The sequence below is a fragment of the Centipeda felix genome, assembly GCF_900186465.1.
GTDB classification, from domain to species: Bacteria; Bacillota; Negativicutes; order Selenomonadales; family Selenomonadaceae; genus Centipeda; species Centipeda felix.
Map to the genome: position 1 here is coordinate 352523 of NZ_LT891959.1, position 24702 is coordinate 377224.

23 protein-coding genes are annotated in these 24702 nt (G+C 56.9%); all 23 read right to left on the minus strand.

Annotation, left to right across the window (positions count from 1 at the left end):
• Positions 1-18: 18 nt before the first annotated feature.
• The 23 genes from C1713_RS09045 to rfbB all read right to left on the minus strand — a co-directional run bounded on the left by C1713_RS09045 (position 19) and on the right by rfbB (position 24584).
• Positions 19-1038 (minus strand): aldo/keto reductase, encoded by a 1020-nt coding sequence (locus C1713_RS09045; protein ID WP_102493704.1) that lies wholly within the window; start codon positions 1036-1038, stop codon positions 19-21.
• 378 nt (positions 1039-1416) lie between these two features.
• Positions 1417-2568 carry a mannitol-1-phosphate 5-dehydrogenase gene (locus C1713_RS09050; RefSeq protein ID WP_102493705.1) on the minus strand — a complete coding sequence of 384 codons (1152 nt, stop codon included), beginning with the start codon at positions 2566-2568 and terminating at the stop codon, positions 1417-1419.
• 12 nt (positions 2569-2580) lie between these two features.
• Positions 2581-4479: a PTS mannitol transporter subunit IICBA gene (locus tag C1713_RS09055; protein ID WP_102493706.1), complete on the minus strand. Its 1899-nt coding sequence runs from the start codon at positions 4477-4479 to the stop codon at positions 2581-2583.
• Positions 4480-4562: 83 nt separating this feature from the next.
• Positions 4563-6632 carry a BglG family transcription antiterminator gene (locus C1713_RS09060; RefSeq protein ID WP_102493707.1) on the minus strand — a complete coding sequence of 690 codons (2070 nt, stop codon included), beginning with the start codon at positions 6630-6632 and terminating at the stop codon, positions 4563-4565.
• 153 nt (positions 6633-6785) lie between these two features.
• Entirely contained in the window at positions 6786-7808 is a 1023-nt protein-coding gene (gene tsaD / locus C1713_RS09065) for a tRNA (adenosine(37)-N6)-threonylcarbamoyltransferase complex transferase subunit TsaD (RefSeq protein WP_102493708.1), read from the minus strand.
• Positions 7771-8262 carry a ribosomal protein S18-alanine N-acetyltransferase gene (gene rimI, locus C1713_RS09070; protein ID WP_102493709.1) on the minus strand — a complete coding sequence of 164 codons (492 nt, stop codon included), beginning with the start codon at positions 8260-8262 and terminating at the stop codon, positions 7771-7773. The genes tsaD and rimI overlap by 38 nt, the downstream gene beginning before the upstream one ends.
• On the minus strand, positions 8259-8981 hold the full coding sequence (gene tsaB / locus C1713_RS09075; RefSeq protein ID WP_102493710.1) for a tRNA (adenosine(37)-N6)-threonylcarbamoyltransferase complex dimerization subunit type 1 TsaB: 723 nt from the start codon (positions 8979-8981) through the stop codon (positions 8259-8261). Before tsaB ends, rimI begins: the two co-directional genes overlap by 4 nt.
• Positions 8962-9438, minus strand: a complete 477-nt coding sequence (tsaE, locus tag C1713_RS09080; protein WP_061943799.1) for a tRNA (adenosine(37)-N6)-threonylcarbamoyltransferase complex ATPase subunit type 1 TsaE — start codon at positions 9436-9438, stop codon at positions 8962-8964. Before tsaE ends, tsaB begins: the two co-directional genes overlap by 20 nt.
• A gap of 132 nt (positions 9439-9570) precedes the next feature.
• Positions 9571-10080: a ribosome maturation factor RimM gene (gene rimM, locus C1713_RS09085; protein ID WP_102493711.1), complete on the minus strand. Its 510-nt coding sequence runs from the start codon at positions 10078-10080 to the stop codon at positions 9571-9573.
• Positions 10052-10462, minus strand: coding sequence for a YlqD family protein (locus tag C1713_RS09090; protein WP_102493712.1), 411 nt, complete (start codon positions 10460-10462; stop codon positions 10052-10054). Before C1713_RS09090 ends, rimM begins: the two co-directional genes overlap by 29 nt.
• A 59-nt stretch (positions 10463-10521) precedes the next feature.
• Positions 10522-10749: a KH domain-containing protein gene (locus C1713_RS09095; RefSeq protein WP_006306836.1), complete on the minus strand. Its 228-nt coding sequence runs from the start codon at positions 10747-10749 to the stop codon at positions 10522-10524.
• A 90-nt stretch (positions 10750-10839) separates the two neighbouring features.
• Complete coding sequence (gene rpsP / locus C1713_RS09100) at positions 10840-11115, minus strand: 30S ribosomal protein S16 (protein ID WP_006691291.1); 276 nt, start codon at positions 11113-11115, stop codon at positions 10840-10842.
• A 34-nt stretch (positions 11116-11149) separates the two neighbouring features.
• Positions 11150-12526, minus strand: a complete 1377-nt coding sequence (gene ffh / locus C1713_RS09105) for a signal recognition particle protein (RefSeq protein ID WP_102493713.1) — start codon at positions 12524-12526, stop codon at positions 11150-11152.
• A gap of 27 nt (positions 12527-12553) precedes the next feature.
• Positions 12554-12904 carry a YlxM family DNA-binding protein gene (gene ylxM, locus C1713_RS09110; protein WP_102493714.1) on the minus strand — a complete coding sequence of 117 codons (351 nt, stop codon included), beginning with the start codon at positions 12902-12904 and terminating at the stop codon, positions 12554-12556.
• A 166-nt stretch (positions 12905-13070) separates the two neighbouring features.
• Positions 13071-14471 (minus strand): TIGR02452 family protein, encoded by a 1401-nt coding sequence (locus tag C1713_RS09115; protein WP_102493715.1) that lies wholly within the window; start codon positions 14469-14471, stop codon positions 13071-13073.
• Positions 14472-14492: 21 nt separating this feature from the next.
• A complete protein-coding gene (locus C1713_RS09120; RefSeq protein WP_102493716.1) occupies positions 14493-15242 on the minus strand; it encodes a hypothetical protein in 750 nt (249 codons plus the stop codon).
• Between the two features lie 153 nt (positions 15243-15395).
• Entirely contained in the window at positions 15396-16841 is a 1446-nt protein-coding gene (locus C1713_RS09125) for a DUF438 domain-containing protein (RefSeq protein WP_102493717.1), read from the minus strand.
• 265 nt (positions 16842-17106) lie between these two features.
• Positions 17107-19680, minus strand: coding sequence for an ATP-dependent chaperone ClpB (gene clpB, locus C1713_RS09130; RefSeq protein WP_102493718.1), 2574 nt, complete (start codon positions 19678-19680; stop codon positions 17107-17109).
• 139 nt (positions 19681-19819) lie between these two features.
• Entirely contained in the window at positions 19820-19945 is a 126-nt protein-coding gene (locus C1713_RS12470) for a secretion protein HlyD (protein WP_071884734.1), read from the minus strand.
• A gap of 39 nt (positions 19946-19984) precedes the next feature.
• Positions 19985-21874 carry a type I glutamate--ammonia ligase gene (locus tag C1713_RS09140; RefSeq protein ID WP_102494064.1) on the minus strand — a complete coding sequence of 630 codons (1890 nt, stop codon included), beginning with the start codon at positions 21872-21874 and terminating at the stop codon, positions 19985-19987.
• Between the two features lie 146 nt (positions 21875-22020).
• Positions 22021-22767 carry an ABC transporter permease gene (locus tag C1713_RS09145; protein WP_102493719.1) on the minus strand — a complete coding sequence of 249 codons (747 nt, stop codon included), beginning with the start codon at positions 22765-22767 and terminating at the stop codon, positions 22021-22023.
• Positions 22764-23552 (minus strand): ABC transporter ATP-binding protein, encoded by a 789-nt coding sequence (locus tag C1713_RS09150; protein WP_102494065.1) that lies wholly within the window; start codon positions 23550-23552, stop codon positions 22764-22766. The genes C1713_RS09145 and C1713_RS09150 overlap by 4 nt, the downstream gene beginning before the upstream one ends.
• 24 nt (positions 23553-23576) lie before the next feature.
• Positions 23577-24584, minus strand: a complete 1008-nt coding sequence (gene rfbB, locus C1713_RS09155) for a dTDP-glucose 4,6-dehydratase (RefSeq protein ID WP_050343428.1) — start codon at positions 24582-24584, stop codon at positions 23577-23579.
• Positions 24585-24702 lie beyond the last annotated feature (118 nt).

The following is a 24702-nucleotide window of genomic DNA, read 5'->3' on the forward strand; positions in this document are numbered from 1 at the left end:
ATATAATATTTATCACGCCTATGTGATCTTCCTTACACCTCCTTGCTTTTTCATACGAATTTCTCCAAAGACGGCAGACATTGGCATCCCGTCAAGCTCCGCATCAATGGCGGCGACCTCTCCTGTCGAAAGCAGGATATCGGCGGCTCCTGCATTCTCCGTCAGCCGCGCACGCTTGCGCGTTCCTGGGATCGGCACAATGTATGGCTTTTTACAGAGCATCCACGCGAGCGCAATCTGTCCGCTCGTCGCCTCCTTTTCCTCCGCGAGCGTACGCAGGAGAGCGAGAAGCTCTGCGTTCTCCGCCATCGCCGCTGCGCTGAACTGGGGCATACGCGCACGCATATCCCCCTCTGCAAAGGCCGACGTCCTGTCATACGCACCGGTCAGCACGCCGTTGGCAAAGGGCGAAAACGCGACAAAGCCGATTCCCAGTTCCTCGAGAACGGGGAAAATCCGCTCATGCGTGCGCGCCATCATGGAGTAACGATTCTGCACGGCAGTCAGTGGACAAACGGCGTACGCACGGCGAATATCCTCCTCCGAGGCCTCCGAGATCCCCCAGTGAAGAATTTTTCCTTCCTTTATCAGCTCTGCCATCACACCCGCGACCTCCTCAGCAGGAATCTTTGGATCGACGCGATGCTGATAGAAGAGATCGATGTGATCTGTCCCAAGCCGCTGCAGAGAGGCATCCACCGATGCGCGGATCACCGCAGGGCGTGCGTCGGGGACGATGGGGCTTTTGCCCTCTTTCAGCAGTCTCATATCGAAATGGATCCCGAACTTCGTCGCGAGGACGACCTTATCCCGATATGGCGCAAGGGCTGCGCCGACCAACCGCTCGTTGTCATGTGGATCATCGGGCGTACCGTATACCTCCGCCGTGTCAAAGAACGTGATGCCCATATCCACAGCGGCGGCGATCAGCTCACGCATCTCCTTCTTGTCGGCGGGCGCACCATAGCTCTGGCTCATCCCCATACAGCCAAGCCCAACGGATGAGACCGTGAGATTCCCTAATTTACGGTAATTCATGTAAATCCTCCCTATCACAAAAGAAGTACTTCTTTCATTATAACACAGGAATCAGGATATAAAAAAGGATGACGATACGTCGATTGTACCGTCATCCCTATGAGAAAGGGGGTGTTGCATATCCCCCCATCCTAATATGCCGTTATCCTAAGCCTTCCCCGTTATCACGGGGAGCGGTCAACGTCAGCCAATCACACATCGCTGTCGCTCGTGTTCTTGGGACGTTTTCCCATACGTCCTGTTACCCAATCAGCTTCGTCCTGTGGACTTGCTTCTTGGACAGGTCAGCAAGGGGGACCGCGCAAGCGGTGGAAGGGGCACAAAGGAGGGGATGTTGCACGAAGTTTGCAACTTCATGCAACAGCCCCTCCTTGGAATTTACTTTTTCAGCGCTGCATTCTTCTCTGCGACGAGCTTGAACAGCTCTGAGCCCGCCGGAATCTCCGTGAAGTACGTGAGTGCTTTCTCGAAGCCGTGCTCCTTGAGATACGTCTGCACCTCGACTGCCTCAGGATCCTCCGCGTAGTCGAAATGGAGGGCGGCGGCGATGACCGTCGCAAGCGCCTCGGGTTTTTTCCCGCGTGCGACGAGCTGATTGGCGGGCGAGACGAGGCGGTCCTTCGCGCCGAGCTTGCGCTTCGGCCCGCGTGCAACGCGCGTCACAGCATCGGAGAGATGCGGATTCTTGAACCGCTCCTCTGCCGTATGGATGTATTTCGTATGCGCTTCACGGTCAAAGCCGTATTTCTCGATCAGGAGTTCACTCGTCTCTGCCCAGACGCGGCGGACGAACGCGACGATCTCCTCGTTCTTCATCGCCGATGCAATGTCCTCAATCCCGTTGAGGTATGCCATGTAGGCAATGGAGGCGTGTCCCGTATTGACGGAGAACAACTTACGCTCAATGTAGGCTTCGAGGTTATCGACCCACGTCAGCCCCTCGATCTGCGGCTCGTCGCCGACGACACCCGTGCGGTCGACGTCCCATTCACAGAACGGCTCAACCTTGACAAGCAGCGGGTCCTCGTTGTGCTGGATCGGCACGATGCGGTCAACCGCCGCGTCAGGGAATCCGATGCAGCGCGCGGCTTTCTCCTTGATATCGTCAGCGAGATGCTCATAGACAAAGTTCTTCAGCACCGTCGAGCCGCCGACCATATTCTCACACGCGATGATGTTCAGCGGTGCATCCGTCTTTTCAAGGCGCCGCACAATCCCCTTGGCAATGTTCGGCGCAATGAATTTCAGGATATTCGGCCCGATCGCCGTGGTGACAATGTCCGCTGTGACGAACGCATCGAGCAGTGCCTCAAGATCTTTGTTGCTGTTGATCGCCTTGACGTGCTCGACATGGATTTTTTTCGGCGTATCGCCGACCACCTCGATGTCGTAAGAGCGGCGCGCATTGATCTCATCCACCAGTGCATCCGCCACATCGACGAAGGTGACCTCATAGCCCGAGCGCACGAGCAGTTCCCCGATAAAGCCGCGGCCAATGTTGCCGCCGCCGAAATGGATTGCCTGTTTCATGGTCATGTCCTTTCAATCCGCTTTCGTAAAGACGTGATAGAGTTCATCGGCACTCTTCGTCTTGAAGAGCTGCTCGAGCTGCTCGTCCGTGTAGTCGCCGACCATCGTTGCGATATTGGCAAGGATCGCAAGATGATCGTTGCCGACGCCCGCGATGCCGATCACGAGATATGCCGTCTCATCGCCGAACTTCACACCGTCGGGATACTGACAGACGACGATGCCCGTCTTCTTGATCGTATCCTTGACTGCGTTTTCTCCGTGCGGGATGGCAATGCCCTTGCCGATGTAGGTGGAAAGATCATGCTCGCGGTTGAGCATGCCCTGTACATAGCCCTCATCGACGTAGCCGCTCGCAACGAGCATCTTGCCTGCCGCCGTGATTGCTTCCTCGCGGCTGACCGACGGGAGTCCGATCTTCACGTTTTCCTGACGCAGAACATCTGCGCTCACCGTCTCTGCTGTCTCTTCCCGTGCGTCGGAGGCCGGTGCAGAGGTCTCCACTGCCGCCTCTTTCAGGCGAGCCGTAACGATCTCATAGACGTTGTTCTGCGTAAAGTCGCGCACCCAGATATGCTCTGCCTGCGGCGAATCCGCAAGGGCACGCTCTGCGAGTTTTTCATGCGAGATGACCAGCTGTGCTTCCTGCGGGATTGCACCGATGGCGCAGTTCGTCACAGAGATATCCTTATAGCCGTCCTTCTTGAGTTTCTTGCGCAGTGCTGCCGCACCGAGTGCTGACGAGCCCATGCCCGCATCGCAGGCGTAGACGATGACCTTCAGATCCTTGCCCGCAACCTTCTTCTCTGCGGGCAGCTCCTTGCCGCGATTCTTGCGCTCTGCCATATCCTCACGCGCCGACTCGAGCGATTCATCTTCGACGTCCTTCGACATCTTGATAAAGACAGAAGCAACCGCGCAGGACACCGCCGTCGCTACAGCAAATGCCGAAAGATTTGCAACGAGTGCCGAGGTGTTCGGAGTCATCGCTATAATCGCGAAGATCGATCCCGGTGAGGATGGAGCAATCAGGCCGCCGCCGAGGAGGCCAAGCGTAAAGACGCCGGACATACCACCTGCGATCGCGGCGATGATGAGGATCGGCTTCATGAGGATGTACGGGAAGTAGATCTCGTGAATACCGCCGAGTACGTGGATAATCATGGCTCCCGGCGAGGACGACTTAGCCATGCCCTTGCCGAACATCCAGTAGGCAAGCAGAATACCAAAGCCGGGCCCGGGGTTCGCCTCGAGCAGGAAGAACATGGACTTGCCGTATTCCTGTGCCTGCTGAATGCCGAGCGGGCTGAGCACGCCATGATTCAGTGCATTGTTGAGGAAGAGCACCTTTGCGGGCTCAATGATGATGGATGCCAGCGGCAGAAGTCCTGCCGCGACAATCGCCTCCACGCCGCTGCGCAGGATGTTGTTTGCGCCGCTGACCACTGGGCCGACTACAGCAAAGGCGATCATTGCGAGGATACCGCCGAAGATGCCGAGCGAGAAGTTGTTGACGAGCATCTCGAATCCGCCCGGGATGCTGTCACGCACGGCATTGTCAAACTTCTTGATCAGATAGCCGCCCAGAGGTCCCATAATCATGGCGCCGAGGAACATCGGAATCTCCGAGCCCGCGATGATGCCCGATGTGGCAATCGCTGCCATGACGCCGCCACGGTGTCCATAGACCGCTGCACCGCCGCTGTAGCCGATCAGCAGTGGGATAAGCCACTTGCTCATCGGGCCGCCGACCTGTGCCAGATACTCGTTTGGCATCCATCCCGTCGGAATAAAGAGTGCCGTTAAGAACCCCCATGCGATAAATGCGCCGATGTTCGGCATCACCATGCCGGACAGGAAGCGGCCAAACTTCTGCATGGCCTCCTGTGCTCCTCCGCCTTGCTGACTCATAAAAATCCCCCTTTGTAAAAACAGACAATATGGAGCATCTTAGCCCCGCTATTTGTTGAATCACTGAATTTATCAGTGATTCTTTACAAGAGCTGTTCGAGATGTTCCCGAAAATGCTCTTCCAAAACGTATTCGAGCTCGCGGCGTATTCCCGCCGCATCTCCGTGCGCGAGAATGTCGGCAAACGTCGGGCGGTCTGCGATCTGTGCCGCAATATGTCCAAGTATCTCCCGTTCCATCTCCGCCTCTCCCGCCGGCACGAGCATGACCAACGCCGTCTGCACAGCATCTCCTCCGTAAGGAAGCGGATGCGCAAGATGCATAACGCCGAAGCGCGCTCTCTCCTGCCGTGCAAAACACCCATGGAGGAGAATCATCTGCGGTGCAGCCCACGTCGGAGCGATGTTCTCCCGCCGCAGGAGCTCGGCAGCAAACTCTTCCGCTGCCGCGTACTCTGTGAGGAGAAGATGCGCCGCCGCATCAGCAAGCTGCTCAATGGATACCGCCGATACATTGTCCTGTAGGTGAAAGTCCGTGAGCAGATCGCAGATCAATCCGCTGCGGCGATGAATCTCCGCCATCACTGCGGGAAACGGCAGCGGTACGGGATCCGCCGGCACCTCCGTATGATGTACGCTGCAGCCGGCAAGAACGGCATCGATCTGTGCCCGATCTGCTGCCGTCAAAAACACACTGACAACAACGACCGGAACAGGAAGCGGCGAAAGCGGTACCGTGGAGACCACAAAGTCCGCCGAACGCCGCAGAATCTCCTGCGCGGTAAGGGCAAGCGAGGAGACGGCACCGACCACACGAATCCGCTCGTAGGATCGGCGCAGACGGCTCGCAAGCAGGCGGCTCGTCCCAAGACCTGTCGGACAGGCGACCAGAACGCGTGCGGCGGGGCGATCCCCGCCCGCCTCCGTCAATGCCGCACCGATGTGAATGGCAATATAGGCAACCTCATCATCGGGCACCGGCATCCCTGCCTCCTCCTCCATCATGGGAATCGCATGCCGTGCGATCTCCATGAGCTCCGGATGTTCTTCCTCCATCTGCGCGAGCAGAGGATTGCGGATATCCATGTGGAGTTTCAGACGATGCAGTGCCGGGGCAAGGTGATTCACGAGGCCCGTGAGCAGCGTACGGCTGCGCATGAGCGGCGCACCGCTCTTTTCGGAGGCGCGCCGCATGATCGACTGCGCGATCTGCACCAGCCGGAAATTATCCACGCGCCCGCCCCCCGAGGGGAGCGTCATGCCGCGTGCACCGAGCAGATGCATGGTGATATAGCCGATCTCCGCTGCAGGGATGGAAATGGAGAATACCTCACCCATCCGCGCCGCAATCGTCTCTGCCACAGAAAATTCTTCTGTCTGCCGCAGCTCCTCCAGCGTCCCCGCATCCATCGTAATCGTATCACCCTGCTGCAGCCGCCGCACGGCGAGCGCGAGGTGGACGACAAGCCCGACGCGTGCGCTGTCCGGGATGTTACGATCCTGCGTCTCCGCTGCAACAGCGTCATCAATGCGGCGGATTTGCGCGGGATCAACGAGGCCGAGCAGGGCACGATCTGCCGCGTACGCCGGTCCCTCCTCAGCCGCATCATCCCCGATGAGGGCAAGGAGTTCCTTTTCATCCACATAATCGTGGATGATGCGAACCAGTGCACGGCGGATATCCCGCTCCGCCCCTTCGACGTAGACGCCGAGTCCGGGACGACGCACGAGCGTGATCTGCTGTGCGGCAAGCCACGGCTGCAGACGATCGAGATCATGACTGACGGTACTGTCGGTCACGTGCAGAAGATGTGCCAGAGCAAAGAGCTTGAGCGGCTCATCCGCCATGAGGAGACGTGTGATCAGGATGGAACGCCGCTGATCGGGGGTCAGTGTGCTGTGCACATCCGCCAAAGAGAGCTCCGTACGCAGATGCCCAAGCGCTGCGGCATCCCCACTGAGCATGAATCCCGCACCCGTGCGCCGAAGAAGCATCACGCCATAGGGCTCCAGTGCCGTCTCGATCCCGTGCATCTCGCGCGTCACAGTACGTGCGCTGACACCGAGCTCAGCGGCGATATGTTCGGCAGTCACATAGCCGGACGCGGCAAGAAGCAGAGACAGTATCGTCCGCATACGTTCCGTTAGTTCCATGTGACCGCCCCCCTCTCGCCCCCTGATAGACCTCATTATAACGAATGGGATTCATCATTGCAACGAAAAGACCTTGCCCTTTGTCATGAAGGGCTATGGACAAATAAAAAGAGCCGATGCACCATGTCACATCAGCTCCCCCAATAATACAAATTAGACAAAGTCCAGTCCTGGTACAGCGTTCAGATAGAGATCGCTGTACTTCCCTGCCGCCGCCTGATAGGCACCGCGGCAGGCAATCATGGCAGCGTTATCCGTACAGAGACGCAGCGAAGGATAGAGATAGCGGATGCCCTCCTGCTCCGCCCGCGCACGCAGCTGCTGCTCGAGGGCAGCATTTGCCGCAACGCCGCCGGCAAGGACAAGGGTATCCCGCCCCGCCGCATGAATCGCCTCGAACGCCTTGTGAACGAGCACCTCCGTGACGGCTGCCTGAAACGATGCCGCGATATCCGCCGCGTGGAGTTCTCGCCCCTTCATGCGCTGACCGTTGATGTAGTTCAACACGGCGGATTTCAGCCCGCTGAAGCTGAACTCATAGTTGCCCTCCTGCGCGAGCGCACGCGGAAAGTCAATCGCCTGCGGATCTCCCGCGCGTGCGAGTCGATCGATCTCAGGGCCGCCCGGATAGGGAAGGCCGAGCACGCGCGCAACTTTATCAAACGCTTCGCCTGCCGCATCATCGCGCGTACTGCCCATCAGGCGGAACGTCTCATAGTCCGCTACATCGACGAGTGCCGTATGACCACCCGAGACGACAAGCGCGATAAATGGCGGCACGAGATCGGGCGTCTCAAGAAAATTCGCAAAGATATGCCCCTCGAGATGATTCACACCGATGAGCGGCACGTCGAGCGAAAACGCCAATGCCTTTGCCGCCGACACACCGACAAGCAGCGCTCCCACGAGTCCGGGGCCGTATGTAACAGCGATCTGATCCATCGCCGCAAGCTCCGCTTTCGCCTCGTCGAGTGCCTGCCGGACGACGGGCAGAATGCTCAGGATATGGTTGCGCGAAGCAATCTCAGGAACAACGCCGCCGTATTTCTGATGAATCGGTATCTGCGTTGAAATCACGCAGGACAGAAGTTCGCGTGTCCCACGAAGTACGGCTGCCGATGTCTCATCGCAGCTTGTCTCAATCCCGAGCGTCAGTCTCTCTTGCACATCTTTCATCAGACAGTGTATCCCTTAATTTCGTATTCCACATGAGAATGGCATCTTCGTTGTTGTCCTGATAGTACCCCTTGCGGATACCGATCTCCACGAATCCCAGCCGCTCATAAAGACGGCGGGCGGGCAGATTCGACGGGCGCACCTCGAGGGTCATACGCTCGACGCCGCGCTCTGCTGCTGTGCGCATCAACGCGCACATAAGCAGATGTCCATAGCCCCTGCCTCGCTGCATCGCTGTCAGCGCGATATTCGTGACCTGTGCCTCCTCAAAGGAGATCCAGCAGCCGGCAAAGCCGATCACTGCCGTGCCCTCAAGCGCAACGATATAGCAGGCAAAGTCATTCGACGCCTCGCGCCAAAAATCCTCGCGCGACCACGGTGTCGGAAAGCTCTCTCGCTCGATGCACGCCACGGCGTCTGCATCCTCCGGAGCAAGCGGACGAAAGGAGATCATGATGCCGCCGCTCCGCCATGCCGCTGCTCCCACAGCACCTCTGCCTCACTGCGGCGCAGATAGAGCGGTACCGCTGTCACAGGGTCGTCCATCTCCCCCCGCTGCAGCCGCGCAAGCCCCGCCAGTCCTACACACGCCGCACGCGGCATGCGCAGATGCAGGGGAGCAATCCCGACATTGGCAGGAAGCGCAGGGAAATCGTTCCGCCGCGTGGCATCGCCAAGCAAAACGGCGGGCAGCTCCGTTCCCGCGAGTGCGTCGAGCACCTTGGTCAGCGGCAGGATGGAAAGGGGATGTTCCTCAGAAAGGCGCACGCCCTCCTCCTCGGGACGCCACCTGAATTCCTGCACGTAGACGTTGCCTTTCTGCGCATCCATCATCGGGAGAATGCGCAGCCCTACAGAACCCGCATAGTGACAGGCAAGTGCCTCCAGTGTCGGAACGCAGATCATGGGGATGTTCAGTGCGTACGCCATCATCTTTGCCGCCGCAAGGCCGATGCGCAGCCCCGTGAAGGATCCCGGCCCGATACTGACGGCAATGCCATCGAGTTCCGTTTTCTTGGCACGCGCCATCTGCAGAGCCAGCTCGATATGCGGCATGAGTGTCTCGGAGTGCGTCAATGCGCCCTGCATACTCACCTCAGCAGCGACACGCTCCGCAGAGAGCACCGCTACGCTCGATACCTGCGAGGACGTATCAAGGCTCACGATCAACAATGCGTTTCAACTCCTCCAAGAGCGCCCTGCTCTTTTTCCCCTTGGCGACGAAGGTAAACTGCCGCTCCTCATCGTTCAGCGCTTCAATGCGCACAGAGAGATGATCTGCGGGCATGGCATCGGGGAACTTCTCCGCCCACTCGATCAGCACAATTCCCTCCGTCGCCTCTGCGTACTCATAGAAGCCAATGTCCTCCAGCTCCTCCTCCGACGTGATCCGATAGAGATCGAAGTGCACGATCGGGCACGCTGCCTCATAGATGTTCATGAGGTTGAAGGTCGGGCTGGTCACATCGCTCTCCACGCCGAGGGTGCGGGCGAGGGCACGCACAAAGAGGGTCTTGCCTACGCCGAGTTCTCCATCGAGGCAGATGACCGTTCCCTCACGGATGATTTTGCCGATTGTCCCCGCTAAATGCGCCGTCTCTTCCGGTGAATGCGTAACACAAGTGAGCATAGTTCGTCCCCTTATGAAAAAAATAGCGACTTAGGGAATCGCTGAATGTATCAGTGCTTCCCTAGTCATACTATTATAGCATGACACAGGAAATTGCGCAAAGAAAACGCGGACAGAGATCGTCTCCGTCCGCTATTCCGGCAGGCGCACGGTCATGCAGCCGCCCGCTATGTCAATGTTCTGCACCACGGTGCGCAGTGCGGGTACAAGGAGTTCGTGCCCCTCGGCATCCCGTACCGCATAGACATCGTTGCTGCCCGTCCGCAGAACATCCGTCACCGTACCGAGTTCGTTACCGTCCTCATCGCGAACGGTGAGCCCGACGATGTCGAACACATAATACTCGCCCTCGTCAAGCGGTGCCGCTTCCGCACGCGGCACCGTCAGCACACGTCCCGTGAGACGCTGCGCCGTCTCACGCACATCGTATTCCCGAAAATGCATGAGAATATTTCGCCCCTGCGGCTTAACGGCAGTGATATGAAGGAGTTCATCCCCTGCCATCACCTCCCGCATCTGCGCAAAACGCTCAGGGAAATCCGTCAGGGGGATAATGCGCAGATCGCCGCGCACGCCGTGCGGTGCGCCGATGCGGCCGATGACGATGCGGTCATCAGGAGCGGATTGCGACAATCTTGTCATCCTCCACCAGGATCTCTACGTTCATCAGCTCACGCATATCGTCGCCGACCTTCGCCTCAACCTGACGCTCGAGCGTTCCCTGCACGATCTCCGCCCCCTCGGCGAACTTCTGCAGCTCCTCCTGATGGGCGCGCGTCTCCTCGACGTAGTCGACGCGGCGCTGACGCTCCTGACGGATCGTGTTGATGTGCTGGATCGCCTGCGGGGTGAGCTCGCCCTGCTCTGCCTCCTGCATCACACGCTTCTCCTGGATACCGAGCTGCTGCAGTTCAAGCTCTGCACGGCTGAGACCTTCCTCCATCTCCTTGAGCATCTTTGCGCGCAGCTTCTCTGTGAGCTTCGCCTTGACGGTGACCGGCACCTTGATTGAAATCGAATCCACTCTATATCTCTCCTATACAAAAACGGCGACCGTCCATGACGCACGCCGTCTCGCCCGGCTCAGCCAATCTCGACTGTCGCCCGCTTATTCTCCTTCGTGGCAGCGGCCTTGACAACACTGCGAAGCGCCTTTGCGATCCGCCCCTGCTTGCCAATGACCTTTCCCATATCATCCTCCGCCACGCGAAGTCTTAAAATGATCTCCTGATCATCCTGTGTTTCGTCAACGACGACAGCTTCCGGATGATCTACCAAGGATTTCGCAATAACCTCGACTATCTCTTTCATGCGCGTCGTCTCTCCTCATCGCCGTGTGCGCACGCGACGGGAAGTCCTCTGCGTGAGAGGAGATCCCCCCATCGAATCGCGCGTCACGCATCAGTCCTTCTGACGCTTTGCCTCAGCGAACTTCGCCATCGTGCCATTCTTGCTCAGAATGTTCTTGACGGTATCCGTCGGCTGTGCGCCCTTCTTCATCCAATCGATCGCCTTCTCCTCGTCGATGTTGACGAGTGCGGGCTGCTTCGACGGATCGTAGTTCCCAAGGATCTCGATGAATCGCCCATCGCGCGGTGCACGCGAATCAGCGACCACAATGCGATAGAAGGGATTCTTCTTCGCGCCCATACGGTTCAAACGAATCTTGACTGCCATAATTTCACCACCTTTCGTTGGATATTGTACCGCACTACCGAAAGAACGGCATCTTGGGGAGTCCCATACCGCCCATGGACGGCATGGCGGGCATACCACCCTTCCCCTTCATTTTCTTCATCTTCTTCATCATCTTGCGCATTTCGCCGAACTGCTTGAGCAGTTTGTTGACGTCCTGCACGCGCGTCCCGCTGCCGGCGGCAATGCGCTTGCGCCGACTGCCGTTGATGATCGTGATGTCTGCGCGCTCCTTCGGCGTCATCGCGCGGATGATCGCTTCAAGCCGGCGCATCTCTTTTCCATCGAGGTCAAACTCCTGATCGCCGAGTTTCTTCTTCAGACCGCCCATTCCCGGAAGCATGCCGAGGATATTGCTGAGCGAGCCGAGCTTTTTGACCTGCTGCATCTGATCGAGGAAATCATCGAGCGTGAAGTCGTTGCGGCGGAGCTTCTCCTCCATCTTCTTCGCGTTCTCGAGATCGAAGTTCTCCTGTGCCTTCTCCACAAGAGAGAGCACGTCGCCCATGCCGAGGATACGCGACGCCATACGGTCGGGATGAAACACCTCAAGTGGCTCGAGCTTCTCGCCCATACCGACGAATTTCAGCGGGCAGCCCGTCACCGCCTTGATGGAGAGGGCCGCGCCGCCGCGCGCATCGCCGTCCAGCTTCGTCATGATGACGCCGTCCAGACCAAGCGAGGCGTCGAACGCCTCGGCGACGTTTACGGCTTCCTGTCCTGTCATGGCATCCACGACGAGGAGAATCTCATGCGGCTTTACTTCCGCCTTGATATCACGCAGCTCCTGCATGAGGGTCTCATCAATCTGCAGACGCCCCGCCGTATCAATGATAACGACGTCGTTGGCATGGGACGCGGAATGTGCGATTGCCGCACGCGCAATGGCGACGGCATCCTCCTGCCCCTGCGAAAAGACGGGCACATCGACCTTGCTGCCAATGACCTCAAGCTGCTTGATGGCAGCGGGACGATAGATATCGTCGGCAACGAGCAGCGGACGCTTGCCCTGCTTTTTCAGCATGAGTGCGAGCTTGCCTGCCGAGGTCGTCTTGCCCGAGCCCTGCAGTCCGACGAGCATGATGACGGTCGGTGGGTTGGGGCTGATGTTGAGACGGCTCTCCGTCCCGCCCATCAGTGCGGTGAGTTCCTCATCGACAATCTTGACAACGGCCTGAGCCGCCGTGAGCGTGTCGAGCACATCCTGCCCGACCGCTCGCGCCTTGACGCGCTTCACGAAGTCCTTGACGACCTTGAAGTTGACGTCCGCTTCCAGCAGCGCCATGCGCACCTCGCGCATCGCCTCGTTCACGTCGTCCTCGGTCAGCTTTCCGTGCCCGCGCAGCTTTTTGAAGATCCCCTGCAGGCGGTCGGACAGATTCTCAAAGAGCATTTCCTCACCTCCTTTTATCCATGGTCTTTATATCTCATTCTGTGATGTATATCGCTCCAGTTCATCCGCGATGCGTCGGACATCCGCGCGTCCAATCGGCTCGCGGAGCGCACGCAGCTCCGTACAGACGGCAGCGATCGCCCGCTCCTGCTCCTGTTGACGAGCAAAGAGCCCCAGCGTCTCCTCCATCTCCGCCAGTGCACGCTCTGCACGGCGGATATTGTCATGTGCCGCCTGCCGCGTGATGCCGAGCTCCTCGCCGATCTCCGCGAGCGAGAAATCCTCTGCAATATGTAAATGCAGGCACTCCCTCTGCTTCCCCGTCAGAAGGCCTCCATAGAAATCGTAGAGCTTTGCGCGATAGTAGAGCTGATCCAATTCGTTCCTCCCCTTCCACCACGCGCTGCGTGGTCACCCTTCCCCGCAGGCGAGGCAGGCTATTGTGGGAGACACTTGTGCAAGTATAGCGGGAAACAAAGAACCTGTCAAGTATTTTTCTTGACAGGCTTCGCTCAATATACTTCCATGAGCCTTTTTGAATGCACTACACCAAACGCAGATGGGTTCTCTTGGGGGACGAATGGTGGAACGGAATCCATGAAAGTGGTGTAGAAGCCACCGTCTCCCCCTCTATTGTGAGCGATATCGTAATCGCAATCAGATCATGCCCTGTCACATCCGTCAAAAGAAATGCATATGCATTTTGGCGGTCGGTGGAAAATGCAAGCAAATTACATTCTTCCAAAAAACTGACATAAGCAAACAGGACGCTTAAATCGTCCACCATGCCGCCGTCCGCCATGCCGACACACAAAGCATGAAACGCCTTCACCGGCTTTTGAACAAAAAAGGTCTTCGTATCGGTTGCTTCATTGACAAGCGGCACGCACTCTAGCTTCATGAAGTCTTCCGTAACAGGAAGATAGAATGCCACAGCCCGATCGCCATCGGTCTGCTCCCAGATTTCTGCCATAAAGGGAATTCCGTTCTTCGTTGTGCCATAAGAATACCCTTTATTCTCAGGAGAAATGTTTTCCTGTGAAAAGTTGTATGTGATGAACGGATGATTTGTTTGATAAAATCCCGGTACTAATGTCACTGTTTCAGATGTATCATTGGTGCATATTGTTCCAACATTCTGAAACACATCTGCAAATGCGTGAAAATTTTTCTTTTCACCTCTATCAATAATGGCGAATGCTATCGTTCGAAAGTATTTATGATATTCTTCATCCATAAGAATATCATAAAAATACTTTGCAACGCTATACGGGTCGTGCCCAAATGCACCGCATCCCCATGCGCCAAGAACGAGTGACGAATATCCATGCGCTGCGGCAACGGCAAACATTTTCCTTAGCCTCGATTTCATTACACGTGACATCACAGCAGGAGAAACCTCCCGCGCCGCACCGTTGCGGTTCGGCGCAGGAATCGTAATGACAGAAGTCAGAAATGGCTCATCCAAAAAATCATCATGAAGATCCCGAAAGACGCATACATGGGGTGATAGTATCATGTAGTCGGAAGCACAGGCATTTTTTCGGCGATTGTTATAGTTATACATCTCGTATGCCGCATCGCTGCCTATGGAGTGATAGAGCGTACTCTCTCTGCACAAACATTCTTCCTGTGCATTTGCACCGTTTCGAAATCCGCCGCCGGGTACATGTGCATTGGCGAAATTCATTACGAGGACGTTCTCCATTCCCTCGGCACAGGCAAAAGAATCTGCATCCAAGACATAGATATCAGGAGTATCTGATATAGAGCAGCCACTTTTTACAACTTCTCCACAACGTCTTGCCTCTTTGGCATCTATGAGAATTGCTGCGCTATAGTCCTCTTTGGGAAGAAGTATTGTTTTGCCATGCTTTTGATACCTGCCTTGGTGCGTAATCTGTATGGTTTCTTCCGCAATTCGTCTGCGTTCCTGCCGAGACATCACCGCCCCTCCTTTTTCATCTCATTGCATGGAGGTCTCCCCGACCCACTTCCAATCTTTAATTTGCTGCTCCAATGGTCGATTCCTTATGCCAAGACTGCCGCAATGTGCCAGCGGATAGATCACCCCGCCCCCATATGCAGGATCCGCTTTGATCTGTGAATGTTCTTCGATATATTTCATATAGCCCTTATATGGTATTCTGGATCCTTTTACAAGTGCCTTATAAACACATTCAAAGCTCATGCGTCCCAAGCACAAAATATTCTTCGGCTGCAATATGATACATAACTCCCGAAAACGTTCCCTGTCTTTATTCATGAGCTTCTTCTTCATGCCCCCGCTGCTTTCTTTACGCCGGTAGCCCAAGCAAAAATTCGTAAAGAAAAGTTCATCGTACTGCTGTTGTGCAATTTCATAACCCAAATGACGAAAGAGCTCAATCAAGTTTTTATCCGTTTGAAACCCACTGTCCATTTTCTTTTCGTCACTGATATACGGTAAGTCTTTTCCGCTGATAATCTGTCTGATCCTATCTTGAAACGTCTTCGGTGCAGAATGTGGGTTGCCCCAGTCCTGTCCAACCAATAGGTATTTGATTTCCGGTGTCGTTTCGGCATATCCTCTGCCCTGCCAATAGGTATAAAGATTGATTTCTTTACAAACACCAAACGTCTCATCAAGCGGCATCAGAAAAGAAGATCCATCCTGTTCCTGATAGAACTTCCGCGCATCTTTTACGAGATTTCCATAGGCTTCACGTTTGTTCATTTCTGCCCCTCCTCATTTCATTCTAACATAATAGTATCTACTTCGACAAACAATGTCAAGAATGAAAGTTCCATCAAAAAAGGCATGAAGCGGCTTCGTTCCCGTTCATGCCTAAGATTTCATTATTATATTGTCATATCCTTTTGTCGCATTTCAGCGGCGAAATTTCTCGAGTGCCTCGGCGTGATCGGTCACGAACTCGACCGTGCCGAGATATTCGCCGGCCGCGTCGTACATTGCCTGATACTGCACGCGGATTGGCTGCTCGCGGATGCGGCGATAGACGACCATCTGCGTGCGCTTCTTCGCCTTGAAGTCCGCAATCAGATTGCGCACGACGGGAATGATCTCGGGCGGATGGCAGTTGATCACGTCACGCCCGAGCGCGGACATGGGGCGTGTGAAGACCTGCCCCTCGTTGGTAAAGAAGCGGACGACATCGTCCTTGTCGATGAAGGTGATATCGACGGGCAGGAGCTTGAAGATCGCCGTCAGCTGCTCCATCGTAAGCGTGCCTGTTGGAAATTGAAGCGCTCCCCCAGACGGCGCATCGGCAACGCGCGCCGCCTCCTGATCGAGCCATGCCTGTGCCTCCGGCCACGCGGGAAGGTCGACGCCGAAGGACGATCCCATCGTCACGAGATCGTGGTAGGCGCGGTACCACTCCATCTGCGTAAAATACCGCAGGCTGAGAGGAAACAGGATGCGCTCCTCCTTGAAGGTCATCTCGCGCACGCGCTGCACAAGATCACGAATGCGCGACTCATAGAGCGGCAGTGTCTCTGCATCCGCCTTGAGCGCCTTGATGATCATGCTGAGCTCGCGCTTCATCTCATCGTCAATGCCCCACATCACCTGCGACGGCCCGGTAACGCCATAGTCATAGAGCACCGGCATCAGCAGCTCTTCCTTCTTGATGTAGTGCATCCGCAGATCGCCGAGGGAAAGCATGTGCGTCAGCATGACATCCATGCGCTTCGCGCCGTCCAGCTCCGCCGTAATCGTATCGAGCAGCTGTTCAAGAGCGTGATTCTCCGCGCGCAAAATCGTCAGCGGATGTCCCTCGGGCAGTGCGTCCATATCATTCGGGTCGACCGATGCTGCCTGCGCGTGAATCTCATCATGCGAAAGCGCACCTGCGGGCGGAGCAGACGCCGTCCCATGAAAGAGTGCAGAATGCACGTCACAGAGACGCTGCACCTCACTGACTGGCATGCCCTCCTTGATGAGGGACTGCTCTGCATCCATGATCTCATGGGCCTCGACGTGGCTGAACTCCTTGACAAAATCCTTGCGGACGGAGTCCAGTTCCTCCCCATCCGACAGGCGCTCGATAAAGCCGCGCAGACGTCCCTGCCGCGACTGTGCATCGTCACTGAGCACGGTATAGCCGTGCTCCTCAAAGGCGGCAATCACCTTTGCGAGATCAATTCCCTTCACCGCCGCACCGCGCGGGATCGTCATGATGCGCCCCATCACGTTGAGCGCGATGGGATTGGTGATCTCCTTGAAGCCGACCTCCGCCATGATCTCCCGCACCTCTGGATACTCCTCCACCAGTTCGGCAACGCTCTTCTTCAGATCCAGTGTCTTTTCCATAATGAAAGCCCCTTTATATCAATTATAATTTTCACCTTGATGTGACAATTATAACGCAGGACGGTGAAGAAATGCTGTAACCGTTGGTACGGAAATTAAATAGGGAGCAACATGAAGGAAAACACTCCTTCACGTTGCTCCCTGTTGTGCCCCTTCCACCGCTTCGCGGTCCCCCTTCCCCGCAAGCGGGGCAGGCTTTTGGATTATGGCATATTCGCTTCCCCCGTCGCAACGAAGAAAGCAGCGAGCCGATTGCAGCTCTCGCTTACAGCGCCTGAAACGTAAACGCCGTGCCGTCGAAGCCAAGCTCGACCGTGTCACCGCCGCGCACGTCGCCTGCGATGATCTTCTTCGAGAGCGCCGTCTCGATCTTATGCGTGAGGAGACGCCGCAGCGGGCGTGCGCCAAAGTCGGGATCAAAGCCCTCCTTCGCGAGTGCCTCCAGAGCATCATCCGTCCACGCGAGCGCGATGTCCACCTGACGCTCAAGGCGTTTGCTGAGCGATTTCAGCATGATCGCCGCGATGCGCTTGACATCCTCCTGCGTGAGCCCCTTAAAGACGATGGTGTCGTCGACGCGGTTCAGGAACTCGGGGCGGAAGTATTCCTTGAGCAGTGCCTTCACTGCCGCCGTTGCCTCCGCATAGTCCTTGCTGAGGATCTCATGCGAGCCGAGATTGCTCGTCATGATAATGACAGTGTTCTTGAAGTTCACCACACGCCCCTTGCCGTCCGTCAGGCGTCCGTCGTCGAGGATCTGAAGCAGCACGTTGAACACGTCGCGATGCGCCTTTTCGATCTCATCGAGCAGAATGACGCTGTACGGACGACGGCGCACTGCCTCAGTGAGCTGACCGCCCTCGTCATAGCCGACGTATCCCGGAGGCGCGCCGATGAGACGCGAGACACTGTGCTTCTCCATGTACTCGCTCATATCGATGCGGATCATGCTCCTCTCATCGTCAAAGAGCGACTCCGCAAGGGTCTTGGCAAGCTCTGTCTTGCCAACACCCGTCGGGCCAAGGAAGATAAACGAGCCGATCGGACGGTTCGGATCCTTGATTCCGGCACGTGCACGCAGAATCGCCTCGCTGACAGCAGTCACCGCCTCATCCTGTCCGACAACGCGCTCATGGAGTACATCCTCCAAACGGAGCAGCTTCTCGCGCTCGCCCGTCATCATCTTCGTGACGGGGATGCCGGTCCAGCGGCTGACGACGCGGGCAATATCCTCCTCGCCGACCTCCTCCTTGAGCATCTGTTCACCGTCCGCCTTTGCAGCGAGTGCCGCTTCCTCGTCGGCGAGCTTCTTCTCAAGCTCCGGCATCTTGCCGTATTTCAGCTCCGATGCACGGGCGAGGTTCTGGGCGCGCTCGGCTGCCTCCATCTCACCGCGCACCTCGTCCATCTCCTTTTTGATGGCACGTACGCGCAGGATTGCCTGCTTTTCACCTTCCCACTTCTCTTGGAGCTTCTGCTCCTCCGCGTGAAGGCTTTCCTTCTCGGCGACAAGTGCCGCGAGTTTTTCCTTCGAGTCCTCGTCCGTCTCCTTTTTCAGCGCCTCCTCCTCGATGTCGAGCTGGAGAATCTTGCGCCGAATCTCATCGAGCGGCGCGGGCATGGACTCAATCTCCGTGCGCAGCTTTGCCGCTGCCTCATCGACGAGGTCAATCGCCTTGTCGGGCAGGAATCGATCGGAAATATAGCGGTCAGAGAGCGTCGCCGCAGCGACGAGGGCCGCGTCGCGGATGCGCACGCCGTGATGCACCTCGTAGCGATCCTTCAGTCCACGCAGGATGGAGATGGTGTCCTCCACCGTCGGCTCGCCGACCATAACGGGCTGGAAGCGGCGCTCAAGTGCCGTATCCTTCTCGATGTACTTGCGGTACTCGTTCAGTGTCGTAGCACCGATGCAGCGCAGTTCACCACGCGCGAGAAGAGGCTTCAGCAGGTTGCCCGCATCCATCGCACCCTCGGCTGCGCCCGCACCGACAACCGTATGCACCTCGTCGATGAAGAGCAGAATCTGCCCCTCAGACTTTGCGATTTCGTTCAGTACGCCCTTCAGGCGTTCCTCGAACTCGCCGCGAAATTTCGCTCCCGCGACCAGTGCGCCCATGTCGAGCGAGTAGAGCGTCTTGTTCTTCAGCGACTCGGGAACATCGCCTGCCACAATGCGGCGTGCCAGTCCTTCGACAATCGCCGTCTTACCGACGCCCGGCTCACCGATGAGTACGGGGTTGTTCTTGGTACGGCGCGAGAGAATCTCGATCGTGCGGCGAATCTCCTCGTCGCGGCCGATCACGGGGTCGAGCTTGTTCGCACGCGCTGCTGCCGTGAGGTCGCGCCCGTATTTCTCAAGCGACTGATAGCCCTCCTCGGGGTTGTCACTCGTCACGTTTTGCTTGCGGTTCGTCTGGATGGCATCCTGCACGCTGCTCTTCGTCAGACCGAACTCACACGCAATCGCCTGCACCTCCTCACTGCCGTCCGTCACGATGGCGAGCAGCAGATGCTCTGTCGATACGTAGTCGTCCTTCATGGACTTTGCGAGCTCCTCGGCACGACCGAGCACGCGCACCATATCCATCCCCATGCCGAGACGGTTTGATCCGTGCACGCTCGGGATAGAGGCGAGCTCCTTCTCCAGACGAGCCTTGAGCATCGGCAGATCCACACCGCAGACCTCAAAGATCGTTGCGAGCAGTCCCTCGGGCTCTTTGGCAAGTGCGAGCAGCACATGTGCCGACGTGATTTCCTGATGATAGCGCATCGCCGCAATCTGCTGTGCCGATTGGAGCGCAGCCAGCGTCCGTGCAGTATATTTATCCTGTTCCATAGGTATCCCTCCACTGTTCTTATTTTATGTGTCTATTATTATAACAGATAAAGTCAAAAAGTCAAATATAAATTTTGATTTTTTGACATTTAATGCAAAAAAATCTGCCGACGTGCGGCAGAGTCCATTTTTTAGATGTTTAGGGAAGCACTGATAAATTCGGTACGACCATCTTGACGCATCTTTTTCGCCCGCTTTTCGTTAGCAAATCCTCCACATAGCTCTTGCTATGCGTCCGGTTTGCTGCCTCAATCGGACAAAAAATCTACGCCAATCTGGCATACCTCATTTTATCAGCGATTCCCTAGATCATATTCTTCTTGTAGATGTCGTAGAGGCTCTTCAGTTCCTCCATCTTCGCGTACATCTCGAGCTGCAGCGCCGATGCCGTTGCATCATCGCCGTCATTCAGTGCCTTGATCAGCAGGGTAAAGAGCGCCTTGTCGTCAATCGTATCCTTTGCGAGGTAGACGCGCAGGTCACGAATTTTGTTCCACATATAGGCATCCTGATCCGTCACGAAATCGCTCTTGATCTCCGTCATACGGCGAACGATATCGCGGTTCTCCGGAATGATGCGGCTGATCAGCTCGATCTTCCAGCGCAGGAGAGCACCGGTACGGAACGAGTCAATGATGCGCGGCGTCAGCGTTCCGCCCGCCGTGATGACCGCGAGCTTCTTCTCGTTGTGCTCAAAGCCGAGCATGTTCTCCCAGACCGTCGCGGGCGGCTTACCAAAGCGTGCATCGCGCTCCTCCGCCGTATAGTGCTCAAAGACATCCTCCTCGCTCCGATAGGCGCGGTCTGTCTCGAGGTAGAGCCCCTGCTCACCCGGCTGCTTGGAGAGCTCGGCGAGCAGTTCCTCTGCCGTGCGCCCCTTCGTGTGCAAAACGCCGTCGAGGATGGCGAGATACGAGGCGGCGAGGACGAAGTACGTATTCGAGTACGGATTCGTCGCACGCAGCTCAAAGCGCGTAGCCAGTGGATTCTTGATATCGCGGATGAGGCTCACGAGCACCGTGCGGTTACGCGCGGGGATCGCAGGCGTCGCGCCAAAGGACGTAACGATGCAGACCGGCGCCTCAAAGCCCGGCTTCAGGCGGTTGAATGCGTCATTGGTCGCCGATACGAACGGATTGATGACCTCGTAGTTGCGCAGGAGTCCCATGAGTGCGCCATAGCCGACGGCGCTCATATAGTGTGCATTCTGGTCGTCTGCTGCAAAGAGGTTGTGGCGTTTGCCGTCCTTCGTGATGGCCGCGAGGCTCAGATGGGTATGCTCGCCATTTCCCGCCAGACCGATGAGCGGCTTTGCCTTGAAGTTCACCTCAAGCCCGTAGAGACGGAAGATCTCGCGGACAAAGGTACGGATGAAGAGCTCGTTGTCCGCCGCCTGTACCGCATCGTCATATTTCCAGTCGATCTCGATCTGCTCGCAGACATGGGTCATGCGGCCGGTATCGTCGATCTGCGCCTTCACGCCGCCGACCTCTTTATGCCCCATCTCCATGTGGAACCCATATTTTTCGAGCTGGATCAGGCACTCCTCAAGCGCCGAGCGCACGGCACCGTGCGTCCGCTCCCAATACTGCTCGTTCATCACCTGCGACGCCGACATCTCCTCGATCGAGGCATTGTCGTCGAGCGGCGTCTTGACCCAGAACTCAAGCTCCGTCGCGGAGGTGAAAACGATATCCTCGATGTCCGCACCGTTCAGGCTCGGTGCTGCGGAGATTTCCGGATTCTCATGGAAGAACTTCAGCAGTTCCTTCTTTACATAGACAAGCGTATCCGTGAGCACCGCGCGGGGATCGACGCGCTTTCCCTCATGCACGACGAAGGACGGGATGCGCAGCGTGCCGATCGGCAGCCCCGTATCCTCATCCGAGCTCTCAGGATTATAGTCCACAAACCAATTGACAGAGGGGTCAACAGGGAGATCCACCTTGGCGTTTTCGATCGTTGCAATCTTCGGCAGAACAACCGAGGAGCCGTCCGTCTGCACGGCCGTACCATTGTAGAAAGCGTCGATATCGTCGAGAAAAATCTGTACCGGAATCTTCTCATCCGTATCATTTCCCGCCATATCAATGCCGACGAGTGAGACGAATCGCACCTCGGGATGTGCTTTCATTTGGGCGACAATTTCCTCACGCGGCGTATGGGCAGGAATTTTGTAGAGAAGTTCATTCATCATGCATACCATCCTTTTCCTAGAAGATATCGAAGGGGTTCTCCCGTCCACGCAGTAAAACCACGCGCCCATCTTACCATTTTTCAGCGTGGATTGTAAAGCGATTGAGAAATGTATTCACACGATTAATAATTCCCTAATACCGTCTACTGTCGATTCCACGCACACAGCCGACGCTCTGCCAGATCGAGCAGGATGAAGAGCAGCAGTCCGATTGCACTCAGCACGACGATGCCGGCGTACATATCGAGGTAGTTCACGCGCAGCCACGCGTCCATGATGTAGTAGCCGATGCCGTACTGTGTGCCGAATGTCTCCGTAAAGAAGAGGACGGAGATCGCCGTTGCCATCGCCACGCGCACAGCCGTGATGAACTTCGGCAGCGAGGCAGGCACGATGATGTGGCGCACCATCTGTCCGAATGACGCGCCGAGCACGCGCAGCGGGAAATACGTGGCCGGCGGAATCGCGGCAACGGCATCGCGCACCGTGACGATCACCTGAAAGACGATGATGAGAAAGACCAGCAGCAGCTTGCTCGTCTCCCCGACGCCAAAGAGCAGCATGACGACGGGCAGGAGTGCGATCTTCGGGATGGGGTAGGTCAGATAGAGGATCGGGGCAAGGAGATGATTGACGCGCCGAAAATAGCCCATCAGAACGCCAAGCGGATAGCCGACGGCAACGGCGGCAAGCACGCCCACAGCAATCCGCATCAGGCTGTACGCCGCGTGAATGGCAATCGTCCCTGTGAATGTCGCTGTCAATCGGAAAAACACCTGCACGGGCGATGGGATCACCGGCTTTTGAAAGAGCTCCGCCGCGCCCGCCCAAAGGAGAATACAGGCGAGCATCCCGGCGGCGATCATCCGCAGTGAGAGTTTCTCCATCATGCCCCCTCCCCCGCAATCTTTTCGCGCAGTGTCTGCCCCATGGCGGAGAACGCCGGAGATCCGCGGCGCGCGGTATCGCCGACAAACGCGTTGTCGATCACTTGGACGATGCGGCCGGGTTTTCCGCGCATGACGGCAATCCGGTCGGCCAGCATCAGTGCTTCCTCCACGTAATGCGTCACGAGCAGGGTTGTCACCGCATACTTCCTGCGGAGGGAGAGGAACACCTCCTGCATCGCCTCGCGCGTAATCGCGTCGAGCGCGGAGAATGGCTCATCCATCAGGAGCAGGTCGGGGGCGAGAAAGAATACGCGCGCCAGTCCGACGCGCTGCTGCTGTCCACCCGACAGCTCATGTGGATAGCGCGTCAGCAAGTCTTTAAGGCCCAGCTCATCGACCAATGCGTCCAGCCGCTCCGCATCTTCATCGCGGCGAATGCCCTTGATCTCTGCCGCAAGCAGGATATTCTCGCGCACGGTTTTCCATGCAAGGAGCCCATAGTTCTGTGGGAGAAATCCGATCCGCAGGGCACGCGGATCAAGGGGTGCACCGCCGCAGGTCACCTGCCCCGATGTCGGATGAAGAAGTCCTGCCCCAACGCGCAGGAGCGTCGACTTGCCGCAGCCCGATGCCCCGATCAGTGCGAGCACCGTGCTGCGCTCCAGCTGTACGGACACATCCGCGAGCGCATGGACCTTATCGTCTCCGCACCCGTAGTCCACAGAGACATCCTTAAAACAGAGCACGCATTTTCCTCCTATGCACGCCGTGCATGACACCTGCATCCACACAGAGGAGCTGCCACTGCGTCATGCCTCGGCATTACGTTTCTCATAGACACCGCTGAGGATGTCCTCCCACCACGACGTATGGTCACGATACCACGCAACAACCGCCTCAATGCCGTCATCGAACTTCGTCTGCGGCTGCCAGCCGAGTTCCCGTCCGATCTTGGTCGGATCGATGGCATAGCGGCGATCGTGCCCCTTGCGATCCGTGACGTAGGAGATCTGTTCCTCTCCCCTGCCCAGAACGCGCAGGATCGTACGGACGACATCGATATTGGAGCGCTCATTGTGCCCGCCAACGTTATAGACAGAGCCTTCCGCCCCACGGCGCACAATCGCATCAATGGCACTGCAGTGATCGTCCACATGCAGCCAGTCACGGACGTTCTTTCCATCGCCGTAGACAGGGAGCTGTTCCCCCTTCATGGCGCGGATGACCATGAGCGGAATCAATTTTTCGGGGAACTGGAACGCACCGTAGTTATTGGAGCAGCGCGAGATCGTCACGGGAACGCCATAGGTACGCGCATACGCCTGCACGAGCAGATCAGCCGACGCCTTGGAGGAGGAGTAGGGACTGGACGTGTGCAGCGGCGTCTCCTCTGTAAAGAGGAGATCGGGACGATCCAGCGGAAGATCGCCATATACCTCGTCCGTCGATACCTGATGATAGCGTTTGATGCCATATTTGCGGCATGCGTCGAGCAGGATGCTCGTGCCGATGATATTCGTCTGAAGGAAAATCTCGGGCGTCTCAATCGAGCGATCCACATGTGATTCCGCCGCGAAGTTCACGACCACATCGGGCTTCTCGCGCGCAAAGAGTGCATAGACCGCCGCGCGGTCGGCAATGTCGCCGCGCACAAAGGTGAACTGCGAGGACTTCCTTGCCTCGGCAAGAGTCGCAATATTCCCCGCATAGGTCAGAGCGTCATAGCAGACGATCTGATCCTCTGGATGCTCACGCAGTTCATAGTAGACAAAATTGGCGCCGATAAATCCTGCGCCGCCCGTAACGATCATCTTCATGGCTGATTCCTCCGCATCGTTCTATATCCTCTTTTATTTTCGACGCGCCTCACGTTTTCCCTTTTTCTGATTTACAAGAAGCAAACACATGTGCTATGATAGAACTAAGGAGGGATAC

Bases quoted from the DNA above. Each gene is read 5' to 3' on its own strand.
- C1713_RS09045 (WP_102493704.1), bottom strand. From the start codon at position 1,038: ATGAATTACCGTAAATTAGGGAATCTCACGGTCTCATCCGTTGGGCTT.
- C1713_RS09050 (WP_102493705.1), bottom strand. From the start codon at position 2,568: ATGAAACAGGCAATCCATTTCGGCGGCGGCAACATTGGCCGCGGCTTT.
- C1713_RS09055 (WP_102493706.1), bottom strand. From the start codon at position 4,479: ATGAGTCAGCAAGGCGGAGGAGCACAGGAGGCCATGCAGAAGTTTGGC.
- C1713_RS09060 (WP_102493707.1), bottom strand. From the start codon at position 6,632: ATGGAACTAACGGAACGTATGCGGACGATACTGTCTCTGCTTCTTGCC.
- tsaD (WP_102493708.1), bottom strand. From the start codon at position 7,808: ATGAAAGATGTGCAAGAGAGACTGACGCTCGGGATTGAGACAAGCTGC.
- rimI (WP_102493709.1), bottom strand. From the start codon at position 8,262: ATGATCTCCTTTCGTCCGCTTGCTCCGGAGGATGCAGACGCCGTGGCG.
- tsaE (WP_061943799.1), bottom strand. From the start codon at position 9,438: ATGCTCACTTGTGTTACGCATTCACCGGAAGAGACGGCGCATTTAGCG.
- rimM (WP_102493711.1), bottom strand. From the start codon at position 10,080: ATGACAAGATTGTCGCAATCCGCTCCTGATGACCGCATCGTCATCGGC.
- C1713_RS09095 (WP_006306836.1), bottom strand. From the start codon at position 10,749: ATGAAAGAGATAGTCGAGGTTATTGCGAAATCCTTGGTAGATCATCCG.
- rpsP (WP_006691291.1), bottom strand. From the start codon at position 11,115: ATGGCAGTCAAGATTCGTTTGAACCGTATGGGCGCGAAGAAGAATCCC.
- ffh (WP_102493713.1), bottom strand. From the start codon at position 12,526: ATGCTCTTTGAGAATCTGTCCGACCGCCTGCAGGGGATCTTCAAAAAG.
- C1713_RS09115 (WP_102493715.1), bottom strand. From the start codon at position 14,471: ATGTCTCGGCAGGAACGCAGACGAATTGCGGAAGAAACCATACAGATT.
- C1713_RS09120 (WP_102493716.1), bottom strand. From the start codon at position 15,242: ATGAACAAACGTGAAGCCTATGGAAATCTCGTAAAAGATGCGCGGAAG.
- C1713_RS09125 (WP_102493717.1), bottom strand. From the start codon at position 16,841: ATGGAAAAGACACTGGATCTGAAGAAGAGCGTTGCCGAACTGGTGGAG.
- clpB (WP_102493718.1), bottom strand. From the start codon at position 19,680: ATGGAACAGGATAAATATACTGCACGGACGCTGGCTGCGCTCCAATCG.
- C1713_RS09140 (WP_102494064.1), bottom strand. From the start codon at position 21,874: ATGAATGAACTTCTCTACAAAATTCCTGCCCATACGCCGCGTGAGGAA.
- C1713_RS09145 (WP_102493719.1), bottom strand. From the start codon at position 22,767: ATGATGGAGAAACTCTCACTGCGGATGATCGCCGCCGGGATGCTCGCC.
- C1713_RS09150 (WP_102494065.1), bottom strand. From the start codon at position 23,552: ATGCAGGTGTCATGCACGGCGTGCATAGGAGGAAAATGCGTGCTCTGT.
- rfbB (WP_050343428.1), bottom strand. From the start codon at position 24,584: ATGAAGATGATCGTTACGGGCGGCGCAGGATTTATCGGCGCCAATTTT.